The sequence below is a fragment of the Pigmentiphaga kullae genome, assembly GCF_004216695.1.
Lineage (GTDB): Bacteria > Pseudomonadota > Gammaproteobacteria > Burkholderiales > Burkholderiaceae_B > Pigmentiphaga > Pigmentiphaga kullae.
The window spans coordinates 1249586-1261944 of sequence record NZ_SGXC01000002.1 but is presented as its reverse complement, the minus strand read 5'-3'; the positions used below and the strand labels follow the sequence as shown (position 1 = coordinate 1261944).

The following is a 12359-nucleotide window of genomic DNA, read 5'->3' as shown; positions in this document are numbered from 1 at the left end:
TCGCGCGGTTCCGGGCCCGTACGTATCGAAACAATCGCGCAATTTACGCACGGCGAGCCCGGGGGCTACCATCCCCGCTCGTCCAGCATCGCCGGACCTTCACGCGTGAACTACGGAGGGGCGGGTGCGCGTCGCATTCGGCAAACTCAGGGCTCGTCTGGCCACCGGCATCGGTTCGACCATCGCGGTCTGCGCCGCGACCGTCTACGGCATCCTGGGCGCCGCGCCGCCGCCAGCCGCGACCGAGTACACGGCCGGCAGCCAGATCGAGGCCGGACAATGGCAGGTGATACCCAGGCGGGCCTGGGTCAGCGAAGAAAAGAAGGTCCTGGGCGTCCGGCTGCAGGAAGGTGAGCGGGCGCTGGTGGTCGAGGCCGACCTGAACAACCGCACGCAAGCCTCCACCCGCGACTACGCGAAGCTGCTGAAACTGCATCCCGTGGGCGGCGTTCCCGCGCCGGATCCCGAGGTGGCGCTGGTACGCGAGGCCCGGCCGCTGCCGCTGCTGCATCCGGGGCTGGCCGAGCGCGTGGCTTTCGTCTGGAAACTGCCGGCCTCGGCCGTGTTGCCCACGAGCCTGGACGCCGATGTCATCGCCAAGACCTACAAGCCCGTCGACAACCTTTATGGCACGCCTGGCTGGTTCAATCCGCGCGTGGTGGGACGAATCACGATGGCGGTCGAGGCGACGGAAAGCGTGGCGGGGCGGGCCTCGTGAGGCGGCCGTTCACTACCCTGGGCATGGTTGCGCTGGCTGCTGCCGTGCTGTTCGCGATGCAGCGCAGTACGCCGCGCTATCAGGACCTGACCGGACCCATCCCGGCCTACGGGAAGATGGGGAAGGCGGCGTCCACGCGCCTGTTCGATATCGAGGTCGAGCGCGTGGAGTTTGCGCGGCAACTGGTCGGCAAGCGTTTCGGCGGCGAGATACGGCATGAAAGCGCGGGGGTGTGGGCGATCGTCACCGCGCGGATGGCCGCGCGTTCGCGGTCGGTCAACGTCACGCACGCCGTGTGGGAAGGGCCGACGGGACTGCGCTACGAGTTGTCGGACCGGCCGGAGTTCCTGCCGGACCTGCCGCCCCATACGCTCGAGCCAGGCCTGCCGCAGCGTGGCCGCTTCGTCTTCGAGATCCGGCCCGACCAGATCCTGGGTGCCACCTTGCTGGTTTCCGAAGGTCCGTTTCCCCGGCTGGATTCCGAGGCGCACGTCGCGTTGAACGCGCTGCCGACCGCCGCGGACGGCCTGCCGCCGATTGCCGAGACCTTCGATCTGCGGCAGGCGGGAGGCCGGCCGTGAACGCCCGGGATCCCGCCGTTGCGCGGGACGCTGCGGAGTGCCGATGGCGCCGGCGCAGCCTGTGGCTGCTGGTGATCCTCGTGCCCTTGGCCATGGCGGTGGTCATGCATGACAGCGCGCGAACGTGGTGGAGCGGGCGCGCGCGCATCGCGCGCGAAGTTCCCGCGGGCGGCCAGGCCGATCTTGGGGGAGCGAGCTGGCGGCTTCGCGCGTTGCGGATGGCGCCGCTGCCGGCGGGCAAGCGCATACCGGAAAACGCGATGGGCGTGGTGGCCGAATTTGCCGTGCAGGTGCGGGATGCCGACGTGCGCAAGAACTGGGCGGGCTGCGAGATCGCGCTGGAGGACGGCCAAGGGCGGCGCTGGATGCCGACGCGCGTCTTGCCGCTGCCGCGTTCGGAAGCGCGGGAATGCGTGCTGGCCGCGGGATCGGGGCCCAAGGCCGGCGATACCGTGCGCATTCGCCACGCCTTTCTGGTGCCGCGCGATGCCGCCGCGGCCCTGCGCGCCACGGTGGCGCTGGGACCGCAGCGGCCGCGCTACCTGCGCTTTGCCCAGCCGCCGACGTTGGTCCAATAGGCGCTGGCTTTCAGGCGCGTCGTTCCAGAGGCGCTGTGCGCGCCGACGCCGGCTCGCGCACGGGCCGTGCGAACGCGGTTTCCAGCACCGCCGCCAGGAAGCAGATGCGCAGCGGTTCGATCAGGAGTCCCGTGGACGAATCGCGGAACGGGCTGCCCAGCAGCAGCGTCAACCCGTGTGCCCAGAGCTGCCAGGTGTCCAGGTCGTGGGGGCCGATCAGCCGCGTCGCGCCTATCCATAGCCAGGCGCTGCCCCAGTCGATCAACCGGTAGCCGAGAATGAGCGTGACCAGCAGCAGGACGCCCGAATTCAGCGTCAGGCGGATGCCGTTGGCGATGGGCAGGTAGCGCGAACGATAGCCGCCGATGAAATGAGCGACGAAGTCGCGCAGGAATTTCGGAATGGCCCGGTAGCGTTCTCCAAAGCGTTCGATGCGGCGGTGGATGCGCATCAGCTCGGTATCGTCGCGCACGTCGTAGCCGTAGACCAGCGCCGTCATGACCAGCCAGACCACCGGCAGCAAGGCGTAGAAGAACAGGTTCGCCAGCAGTTTGCCGGGCGTCTCGGCCAGCGCTTCCACCGGCACCATCGCCGCCGCCTGCGCGTTCGCCAGCGGCGTGGCCAGGGCATTCAGGAGCGAGGCCAGGTAGTCCCGGATGCCCAGGCCGGTGACCCAGGTCCAGACGTCGTCCTTCCAGCGGCTGATGACGTACAGGCCGATCAGGATCCAGTTCGTCTCGCAGATCACCATGACCACCTGCCACGCCGGCCGTCCGGTGGCATCGCGGCGCCGCTTGGCCAGCTTGCGCACCAGCCACGACACCGCGACCGAGACGAACAGCCAGCGCGAATCCAGGGCGTCGAGGATGTTGCCATGCGTGCCGAACGGATCGAGCGACAGAGCCAGGCGCGAGTATTGCCGTACCGTATCGCCCAGGAATCCCCAGGCGGCGTAGTAGGCGAAGAAGGGCAGCAGGGCCACGGTGATCATCGAAGCCAGCCGGTTCGAGCCGCCGGCGGGCGAGGCCTCGCCACGGGCGGCTTCCTGGGCGGCGCGCACGGCGGGCAGGCCGGGCAGCAGGACCTGGAACATCAGCACCGTGACGATCAGGTGTGCCAGCGCCACCAGCGTCAGCACGGCCAGCCCCGCCAGGTGGTTGGCGAAGCCGGTATGCACGGCCAGCCACAACAGCAACTCGTTCGCCAGCACGCCGGCAAGCACGAGGCACATCAGTTGCGGCCAGAAGCGCAGCCACAGGCGGAAGGTCAATGCGAAGGGCGAGGCGATCGGTTCCGTCATCCCGGCTCCCCATGGGTGGCACGCGGGCGATCCTAGCAAGCGAGGCGCGCGCGTGCTGTATCTTTTTCCTTCGGAATGCGACCGCCGCCGGACTGGCGTATAACGTCAGGTACGACAAGGCAACGCGCTCGGCCTGGAGACTGGAGCGCCCACAGGTTCAGTCGGTGCGATCATGGCCCTCAGACACGCAAGTCCCCTGGAAGCGATCGACCTGCATGCCAGCGACGAACAGCGGGGAACCCACGCCAGCAGCAGCCTGCTCCGCACGGACGGCCTGCAGCTCATGCAACTGGTGCTTCCCGCCGGGCACGAACTGCCGCAGCACCACGTGCCCGGCGAATTGACCATCCAGTGCCTGACCGGCGAAGCCGTCGTCACCACGCCGCACGGCGCCTGTGGACTACGTCCCGGCCAACTGGTCGCGTTGCTCGGCCAGGAGCCGCACGCGGTGCGGGCGCTGGCCGACACGACGCTGCTGGTCACGCTGGTCCGCAAGCCGGGCGATGCCGGCCCTGGCGCCGCCTGACTCATCATCCTGGAGAAATCATGCAGTCTGAATCCGATCGCGCATCGCCGGTGTGCTACGCCGAGCAGGCCGATGCCGCGTACATGGGCCAGCTTGCGCGCGAGGAACTGCTGGCGGCGCTGGACGAATTGCTGGAGGCCGAGCGGGCCGGGGCCCGTGTGGCCGAGGAAACCGTGGCGCAATTGCAGGATCCGGCCGAGCGCGCGCTGATGGAGGCCATCCGGCAGGACGAAGTGAAATGGTGCGGCATGCTGATCGCCGCCATCAAGTCGCTGGACGCCAAGCCCGGCTCGCGCACGGGCGCCTTCCACGGCAAGGCCATGGCCATCGCCGACCTGCCCGCGCGGATGGCTTTCCTGAATCGCGGACAGGCCTGGGTGGTCAGGAAACTGGAAGCCCTGGTGCCCAGGGTCAAGGAGGCCGGCATCCAGGACAATCTGCTGGCCATGCTGGTGGCGCATCGCGAGAACATCGACCGGGTCGAGGCCAGGCTGGCCGCGGCGGGCAAGCCCTGAAGATCGCCGTCTACGCCATCTGCCGCGACGAAGCAGGCTTCGTCGAGCGCTTCATGGCGTCCTGCGCGGACGCCGACGTGGTCGTGGTCGCGGACACGGGATCGACCGACGGCGGCATCGGGCGCCTGGAGGCGCTGGGCGCGTGCGTGCACCGTCTGTCCATCGAGCCGTGGCGCTTCGACGATGCCCGCAACGCCGCGCTGGCGCTGGTGCCGGGCGATGTGGACGTGTGCGTGTCGCTGGACCTGGACGAGGTCCTGTGCCCGGGTTGGCGGCCGGCCCTGGAGGCCGCCTGGGCGCCGGGCACCACGCGTGCGCATTACGAGTTCGTGTCCGCCTTCCATGTGGACGGCAGTCCGGCGATACGCTTCCTGAACAACCGCATCCACGCCCGCCACGGCTACCGGTGGCGCCACGCCTGCCATGAAGGCATCTATCCCGACCGCATCGCCGAACGAAGCGTGCTCGCGCCCGGCGTGCGCGTGGAACACCGTCCGGACCGCGCCAAGCCGCGCGCCTCCTATCTGCCGCTGCTGGCCGCCGCGGCCGCCGAGGAACCGCACGACCCGCGCATGGCGCACTACCATGCGCGCGAACTGTTCCATGCCGGGCGCTACGAGGACGCCGCGCGCGAGTTCGAGCGCTACCTGTCTTTGCCGGGCGATCCGTTCCGGCCAGAGCGGTCGGCCGGCATGCTGTACCTGGCCAAGTGCGAGATGGCCCGCGGGCGCGATGGTCTGGACTGGGCGCTGCGGGCCGCGGCCGAATGCCCGGAGCGCCGCGAGCCCTGGGTCACGCTGGCCGACATCCGCTACCGGCGCGGCGAGTGGGCCGAGTGCCGGGCGGCGGCGATGCGGGGACTGTCGTTGTCCGGCGAGCCCGACGGCTACATGAGCGATCCGGTGTGCCATGGCGCGCTGCCGCACGATCTCGCGGCCATCGCCAACTGGCGGCTGGGCCGGGCCGAGGAGGCGCTGGCCCATGTCGAGCAGGCCCTGCGGATGGCCCCCGGCGACGAGCGGCTGCGCGCCAATGCGGACTTGATCCGCCAGACCCTGCGGGAAGGCGGCGTCAACGCCAATACAGCCGGTCGGGATTGTCCGCCAGGACGGCCCGGCGCAGCTCGGGAGTCGGCAGCCAGCGCGCCAGATCGTCCAGCAGGCGGTCCGGGCCGATCGGGCGATACGGGCTGATTTCGTGCGCCGCCTTGCCGGGCGTGCGGGCAGTGTGGGGCCAGTCGCTGCCCCACAGCAGGGCGGCGGGGACTTCCCGGCACAGTGCCTGGGCCCAGCGGGCGGCGTCTTCGGGGTCCGCCAGCCGATAGGGCGCGGACAGTTTCAGGTGGACGCGCCCCGAGCGCAACAGGCCGGTCAGGACCGCGGCGGCCTCGGCCGACCAGGGGGCCATGGCGAAGTGGTCCAGGACCACGGGGCAGGGCAGCGTGGCCAGGCGGGGCGCCAGCGCCGCGATCACGCCATGGGCGGCATACAACTGCACGTGCCAGCCCAGGCCGGCCACTTGCGCGGCGACGGCGGCTAGCGCCCGTTCCGCTGCGCCGGTGTCGTGCAGGCCGGCGCTTTCCAGGTTGACGCGCACGCCCCGCACGCCGCCTTCATGCAGCGCCCGCAACCGCGCGGGCGCGAAGCCGGCATCGATCACCGCCACTCCGCGCGCCTGTCCATCCATGTCCGCCAGGGCGTCGAGCAGGCAGCGGTTGTCGGTGCCGTAGACGCTGGGCTGCACGATGATCACGCGCGCCATGCCCGTCCGTTCCAGGTGGTGGCGCAACTGGGCGGCCGAGGCGGGACCCGGCGTGTAGTGGCGGTCCGCGACCATGGGATAGGCCGCGGCGGCGCCGATCACGTGGGTATGGCAATCGCACGCCAGTTCCATGCCTAGGCCTCCAGCAGCCGCTTGGCGAAGGCGCGGCCGGTCGCGGCGGTGCCCAGGTTGCCGCCCACGTCGCGCGTGGATTCCCCGGCTTCGACCACGACGGCGGCGGTGCGCGCGATGGCATCGGCCGCGGCGACGTAGGCGGGCTGGTTGGTGCGGCGGCCGTGCCAGTCCAGCAACTGGCCGGCCGACAGGATCAGCGAGAACGGATTGGCGATGTCCTGGTCGGCGATGTCGGGCGCCGAGCCGTGCGCGGCCTGGCCCATCGCATGGCGCTCGCCCATGTTGAGCGAACCGCCCAGCCCCAGGCTGCCTGACAATTCGGCGGTCAGGTCCGACAGTATGTCGCCGAACATGTTGGTGGTGACGATGACGTCGAAGCGCTGCGGGGCGCGGACCACGTGCGCCATCATCGCATCGACGATGAAATCGTCCACGGTCACGTCCGGGAAGTCGCGCGCGGCCTTGTTGCATTCGTCGATGAACATGCCGTCGCCGATCTTGAGCACGTTGGCCTTGTGGACGATGCTGACGTGCTTGCGCCGCGTGCGCGCCAGTTCGAAGGCGGCGCGGGCGATGCGCGCGCAGCACAGGCGGGTGATGCGGCGCAGGGACACCACCACGTCCTCGGTGATCAGCATCTCGCTGCCGCCCGAGGCGATGTTGCGGTCGGCATAGAAGCCCTCGGTGTTCTCGCGCACGACCACGAGGTCGAAGGCGTCGACCTTGTGCGGCACGCCCTGCCAGGTGCGCGACGGGCGGATGTTGGCGTACAGGTCGAGTTCCTTGCGGAAGAACATCGACGGGTTGATCTCGCCCTTGCTTTCGTCCTTGAAGTCGAAGGTGGCCATCGGGCCGAGCATCAGGCCGTCGGCGGCGCGGACCTTGTCCAGCAGCGCCTGGGTGACGGTGGCGCCGTGGCGCCGCAGGCTGTCGTGGCCCGCGACGTCGTGTTCCAGCGCAAGCTCGAAACCGAAGCGCTGCGACGCCGCGCGCAGCACCTCGACGGTGGCGGCCATGGTCTCGGGGCCGATGCCGTCGCCGGGAAGTACGATGATTTTCATGATGTTCCAGCCAGAAAGGAGAAGGGCAGGCCGATCGGCCTGGGATGCGAGGGTCAGTCGATGCTTGCCTGGGTGCTCTTGACCAGGGCCGCGTATTTGTCCATTTCCGCGCGCACGAACTTGCCGAAGCGCTCGGGCGTCATCGGATCGACGGCGCTGCCTTCCGCTTCGAAGCGGCTGCGCAGTTCCGGCTTCCGGGCGATGCGGTTGATGTGCCCGGCCAGCAGCTCGACGATCGCGGGCGGGGTGGCCGACGGCGCGAAATAGCCGCCCCACAGGCTGAACTCGAAGCCGGGCAGGGTCTGCGCGATGGTCGGCACGCCGGCCAGCGCCGCGACCGGCTCCAGCGACGAGACGGCCAGCGCGCGCACGCGCCCGCCCTTGATGTGCGGCATGATCGACGAGGCGCTGGCGAAGAAGCACTGCACCTGTCCGCCGATCAGGTCCGAGATCGCCTGGCCCGCGCCCTTGTACGGAATGTGGGTCATGTCGACCTTCGAGCGGGCGGCCATTGCCGCGGCCGCCAGGTGGCCCGGCGTGGCGGTGCCCGAGGACGCATAGGCGACGCTGCCGGGCTTGTCGCGCGCGGCCCGCAGCAGCGTCTCGACGCTGCCGTAGGGGGAATTCTGCGGCACGGCAAGCACCAGCGGCGCGTTGCCGACCAGGGCGATCGCGCGCAGGTCCTTGAGCGTGTCGTAGCCGGGGTTCTTCATGGCGAAGCCGTTGATGGCGATTTCGCCGGTCTGGCCCAGCAGCAGCGTGTGGCCGTCGGGGTCGGCACGCACGACCTGCCGGGTGCCCAGCGCGCCGCTGGCGCCGGGCCGGTTCTCGACGATGACAGATTGTCCCAGCGCCTGTCCCAGGTCCTGGGACAGCAGACGAGCGAACACGTCGCCTTGGCCGCCGGGGGCGTAGGGCACGATGACCGTGACGGGCTTGGTCGGATAGGCGCCGGCGGCGCGGCCGGTGCCGCCGGCCGCCAGCATGGCGGTGGCCGCGCCGAGCCGGACGAATTCGCGGCGGGACAAGGAGGAAAAAGCAGTCATGGGAACAGTCTCGTAGTGATTTTCTTGGCCGGTCCGGTCATTGCAGCTGCATGCCGGGCTTGGCGACGACGCCGCGCCACAGCGCCAGTTCCTTGCGCAGTTCCTCGCCGAAGGCGGCGGGGCTGAGCGCCAGCGGCGTCGCGCCTTCGTGGCGCAGCCGCTCCTGCACCGGCGCGGCCGCGGCCGCGGCGATCACCGCCTTGTTCAGCGCCCGCACCACGGCGGGCGGCGTGGCGGCGGGGGCCAGCACGCCCCACCAGGTGGTCACGTCATAGCCTTTTACCCCCGCCTCGGCCAGGGTGGGCACCTCGGGAAACAGGGCCGAACGCTTGTCGCTGGTCACGGCCAGCAGGTTCAGCTTGTTTTCCCTGATGTGCGGCAGGATGGTCGGCACCGTCGCGAAGAACACGTCCACGCGTCCGGCCAGCAGTTCCATGCTGGCCGGGGCGCTGCCCTTGAACGGGACGTGGGTCATGGCGGCCCCCGTCTGCTGGCGGAACAGTTCGCCGGCCAGGTGGTTGATGCTGCCCGGGCCGGCCGAGCAGAAGTTCAGGCCCTCGGCGCGGCCGCGCGCGGCGGCCAGCAGTTGCGGCACCGTGGTGGTGCCGAGCTGCTTGCTGGTCACCAGCAGCAGGGGCCCGCGGCCGATCATGGCGACCGGGGCGAAGTCGCGCTCCGGGTCATAGGGCAGCTTGGGCTCGAAGGCCGCGTTGGTGGCGAAGGTCGAGGTCGCGAACAGCACGGTGTAGCCGTCGGGCCGCGCCTTGGCGACCGCGTTGGCGCCCATGGAACCGCCCCCGCCGCCGCGGTTTTCCACCACCACGGGCTGGCGCAGCTGCTCGCTCATCTGCTTGGCGATATCGCGGGCGATGCTGTCGGTGCCGCCGCCGGCGGCGAAGGGAACCACGAGCGTGATCGGGCGCTGGGGCCAGGCCTCGTCGGCCCGGGCCGCGGTGGATGCCAGCGCGCCGGCCGTCGCGGCTGCGCCGGCCAGGAGTATGAAGCGTCGCTTCATGGAAGTGCCTCCGAAAATGTTCTGCAAGGCACTCATCGGTGCCTTGCCGGCATCGTCAGCCATCCCGTTCCTGCTGTAAATTGCAAAAATCCTTTCAATTGATACGGTAATCGTATGAATTTCGATCTGTCGGACCTCCGGGCCTTCGTGACGGTGGCGCAACTGGCCAGCTTCCGTGCCGCGGCCCAGGCCCTGCACGTATCCCAGCCGGCGCTGTCGCGGCGGGTCGACAAGCTGGAACAGGCGCTGGGCATGCGGCTGTTCGAGCGCAGCACCCGCAAGGTCGAACTCAATGCCATGGGCCGCTCGTTCCTGCCGCGCGCCCAGCACGTGCTGTCCGAACTGGAAGGCGCGCTGCTGGGCATGACCGAGCTGTCCGAACGCATACGCGGGCTGGTCACGGTGGCGTGCATTCCGTCGGCCGTGGACAATTTCGTCGCCCGGGCCGCCAGCATCTTCCACGCCCGCTTTCCGCGCATCCGGCTGCGGGTGCTGGACCAGCCGGCGCCCGACGTGCTGCTGTCGGTTTCGCGCTCGGACGCCGATTTCGGCATCAGCTATCTCGGCGTGCGCGAACCCGACCTGGAGTTCGAGGAACTGGCGAGCGAGCCCTTCGTCCTGGCTTGCCGGTCCGACCATCCGCTGGCCCGGCGCCGGCGCGTGCGCTGGGAGGAACTGGCCGACGTGGAATGCATCGGGCTGGCCGCCGGCGGCGGCAATCGCCTGTTGATCGATCAGGGGCTGGCCCATCTGGCCGCGCGCCCCAAATGGATAGGCGAGGTGCTGCACGTGCCGGCGCTGCTCAGCCTGATCCAGGCCGGGGTGGGCGTGGGCGCGGTGCCCAAGCACGCGCTGTCCGGGCCGGCCGGCCAGGGCCTGGCCAGCGTGGACCTGATCGAGCCGGTGCTGGGCCGGCAGGTCGGCCTGATCTGGCGCCGCGGGCAGCCGGCCGCGCCCGCGGTGCAGGCCTTCCGCGACGTGATCGTTGCCGAGGCACGGGCACGAAAGGAAGATCGTACTGGAGGAGTATGCTTGGCGGCAGCCGATCGACACAGGGAGGGGACGCCATGAAGTGGCCGAGCCAGCAGGAGCCGAAGAAATCCGCGAACACCCCCGCAGGCAAGGGCGGACTGCCCGAGGGGCGTGGCGCGGGCAGCCAGATGTCCATGCCGCCCCGCCGGATGTGGCTGATTTTCCTGGCGGTGCTGCTGGTCAACTACTTCCTGGCGCGCTATCTGTCGGGGGGCGGCGCCGACGCGCCCATCACCGTGCCTTACACGGTCTTCAAGGAAGAGGTCGCCAAGGGCAACGTCACCGCCATCTACAGCCAGGGCGAACGCATCGAGGGCCGCTTCGTCAAGGCCGTGACCTGGCCCACCGCCGTTGCCGAGGCCCCCGCCAAGGCCGGCGCGCGGGCCCAGCAGCCGCGCACGTCCACGACCTTCGAAAGCACGCTGCCGGTATTCGTGGGGCCGGGCTTCGAGCAGTTCCTGATCGACCACAAGGTCGAGATCAGCGCCGAACCCATCCAGAGCGGCAACTGGCTGACCACGCTGATCTTCGGTTTCGGGCCGGCCATCTTCATCATCGCGTTCTACGTCTGGCTGTACCGCCGCGCCGCGCGGCAGGGCGGCATGGGCGGCAGCATGTTCGGTCTGGGCAAGAGCAAGGCGCGCCGCTACGACCTGGAGGGCGGCGAGAAGGTCACCTTCGAGGACGTGGCCGGCATCGACGAGGCCGAGAACGAACTGGTCGAAGTGGTCGACTTCCTGAAGAACCCGGCCAAGTACACCCGCCTGGGCGGGTCGGCCCCCAAGGGCGTGCTGCTGGTGGGCGCGCCGGGTACCGGCAAGACCTTGCTGGCCAAGGCCGTGGCGGGCGAGGCCGGCGTGCCGTTCTTCTCCATGAGCGCGGCCGAGTTCGTCGAGATGATCGTGGGCGTGGGCGCGGCCCGCGTGCGCGACCTGTTCAAGCAGGCGCGCGAGCAGGGGCCGTCCATCATCTTCATCGACGAGATCGATTCCATCGGGCGCGCGCGCGGCCAGGTCGCGATAGGCGGCTCCAGCGAGCAGGAACAGACCCTGAACCAGATCCTGACCGAGATGGACGGGTTCTCGGGACGCGAGGGCGTCATCGTGCTGGCCGCCACCAACCAGCCCGACGTGCTGGACAAGGCCTTGCTGCGGCCGGGCCGCTTCGACCGGCGCGTGGTGGTCAACCTGCCGGACAAGAACGGCCGCGAGGCCATCCTGAAGGTCCACACGCGCAAGACGCCGCTGGCCGGGGACGTGGATCTGCCGGAGCTGGCGTCCACCACGCCGGGCCTGTCGGGCGCCGATCTGAAGAACCTGGTGAACGAGGCGGCCCTGCTGGCGGCCCGCCGCGACCAGGACCAGGTGCACCAGAAGGATTTCAACGACGCGCTGGAGAAGATCGTGCTGGGCCCCGAGCGGCCGCTGATCCTGAGCCACGCCGACCGCGAGCGCATCGCCTACCACGAGGGCGGCCACGCCATCCTGGGGCTGCTGGTGCCGGGCGCCGATCCGGTGCACCGGGTCACCATCGTGCCGCGCGGCCAGGCCCTGGGCGTGACCTACCAGCGTCCGCAGACCGACCGCTACAACTATCCCGAGGCCTATCTGCTGGCGCGCATCGTGGGCATGCTGGGCGGCCGGGCGGCCGAGGAGGTGGTCTACGGCACGCGCACCACCGGCGCCGAAAGCGACATCGAACAGGCGTCGAACCTGGCGCGCAACATGGTCATGCGCTGGGGCATGAGCGACCGGCTCGGCATGGTGCAGCTGGCGCCGCGCCAGAACCCCTACCTGGGCGGCGCGGGCGGCAGCCTGCCGTACAGCGAGGAGACGGCCCGGGCCGTGGACGACGAGGTGCAGAAAATCATCCACGGCTGCCACGACCGCGCGCTGGGCCTCTTGCGCGAGCATCGCGGCCAGCTGGATGCGCTGGTGCGGGCGCTGCTGGAGCGCGAGACGCTGGACGAGAAGGAAATCCTGGCGGTGACGGGCCTGCCGCCCGCGCCGCGCCTCAACGAACTGCCCGAAGGGATCCGGCCGCGGGACGACGAGGACAAGCTGCCGCTGCTGTAAGGCGGCAGCCTGGCCC

The 12359-nt window shown here is 70.1% G+C and carries 12 protein-coding genes; 7 read left to right on the top strand and 5 right to left on the bottom strand.

Annotation, left to right across the window (positions count from 1 at the left end):
- Nucleotides 1-124 precede the first annotated feature (124 nt).
- Genes EV675_RS20275 through EV675_RS20265 form a run of 3 tightly spaced genes read left to right on the top strand, consistent with a single transcriptional unit; the run spans nucleotide 125 to nucleotide 1877 of the window.
- Complete coding sequence (locus EV675_RS20275; RefSeq protein ID WP_130359229.1) at nucleotides 125-718, top strand: hypothetical protein; 594 nt, start codon at nucleotides 125-127, stop codon at nucleotides 716-718.
- A complete protein-coding gene (locus tag EV675_RS20270; protein ID WP_242621507.1) occupies nucleotides 715-1299 on the top strand; it encodes a hypothetical protein in 585 nt (194 codons plus the stop codon). The genes EV675_RS20275 and EV675_RS20270 overlap by 4 nt, the downstream gene beginning before the upstream one ends.
- Nucleotides 1296-1877 carry a hypothetical protein gene (locus EV675_RS20265; protein ID WP_130359227.1) on the top strand — a complete coding sequence of 194 codons (582 nt, stop codon included), beginning with the start codon at nucleotides 1296-1298 and terminating at the stop codon, nucleotides 1875-1877. The genes EV675_RS20270 and EV675_RS20265 overlap by 4 nt, the downstream gene beginning before the upstream one ends.
- 10 nt (nucleotides 1878-1887) lie before the next feature.
- Here EV675_RS20265 and EV675_RS20260 read toward each other — a convergent pair whose 3' ends face one another.
- On the bottom strand, nucleotides 1888-3177 hold the full coding sequence (locus EV675_RS20260) for a hypothetical protein (protein ID WP_130359225.1): 1290 nt from the start codon (nucleotides 3175-3177) through the stop codon (nucleotides 1888-1890).
- A gap of 172 nt (nucleotides 3178-3349) precedes the next feature.
- Between EV675_RS20260 and EV675_RS20255 the strand changes: the two genes are divergently transcribed.
- Nucleotides 3350-3703, top strand: a complete 354-nt coding sequence (locus tag EV675_RS20255; RefSeq protein ID WP_130359223.1) for a cupin domain-containing protein — start codon at nucleotides 3350-3352, stop codon at nucleotides 3701-3703.
- A 20-nt stretch (nucleotides 3704-3723) separates the two neighbouring features.
- Nucleotides 3724-4218 carry a DUF6306 domain-containing protein gene (locus tag EV675_RS20250; protein ID WP_130359222.1) on the top strand — a complete coding sequence of 165 codons (495 nt, stop codon included), beginning with the start codon at nucleotides 3724-3726 and terminating at the stop codon, nucleotides 4216-4218.
- Between the two features lie 1071 nt (nucleotides 4219-5289).
- On the opposite strand, the gene EV675_RS20245 is transcribed toward EV675_RS20250, so the two are convergent.
- Genes EV675_RS20245 through EV675_RS20230 form a run of 4 tightly spaced genes read right to left on the bottom strand, consistent with a single transcriptional unit; the run spans nucleotide 5290 to nucleotide 9236 of the window.
- Nucleotides 5290-6111, bottom strand: a complete 822-nt coding sequence (locus tag EV675_RS20245) for an amidohydrolase family protein (protein ID WP_130359220.1) — start codon at nucleotides 6109-6111, stop codon at nucleotides 5290-5292.
- A 2-nt stretch (nucleotides 6112-6113) separates the two neighbouring features.
- Entirely contained in the window at nucleotides 6114-7175 is a 1062-nt protein-coding gene (locus EV675_RS20240) for an isocitrate/isopropylmalate dehydrogenase family protein (protein WP_130359218.1), read from the bottom strand.
- 53 nt (nucleotides 7176-7228) lie between these two features.
- Nucleotides 7229-8221, bottom strand: a complete 993-nt coding sequence (locus EV675_RS20235) for a Bug family tripartite tricarboxylate transporter substrate binding protein (protein ID WP_130359216.1) — start codon at nucleotides 8219-8221, stop codon at nucleotides 7229-7231.
- A gap of 37 nt (nucleotides 8222-8258) precedes the next feature.
- On the bottom strand, nucleotides 8259-9236 hold the full coding sequence (locus EV675_RS20230) for a tripartite tricarboxylate transporter substrate binding protein (RefSeq protein WP_130359214.1): 978 nt from the start codon (nucleotides 9234-9236) through the stop codon (nucleotides 8259-8261).
- A gap of 114 nt (nucleotides 9237-9350) precedes the next feature.
- Between EV675_RS20230 and EV675_RS20225 the strand changes: the two genes are divergently transcribed.
- Nucleotides 9351-10307, top strand: coding sequence for a LysR family transcriptional regulator (locus tag EV675_RS20225; protein WP_130359212.1), 957 nt, complete (start codon nucleotides 9351-9353; stop codon nucleotides 10305-10307).
- Nucleotides 10304-12343, top strand: a complete 2040-nt coding sequence (gene ftsH, locus EV675_RS20220; protein WP_130359210.1) for an ATP-dependent zinc metalloprotease FtsH — start codon at nucleotides 10304-10306, stop codon at nucleotides 12341-12343. Before EV675_RS20225 ends, ftsH begins: the two co-directional genes overlap by 4 nt.
- Nucleotides 12344-12359 lie beyond the last annotated feature (16 nt).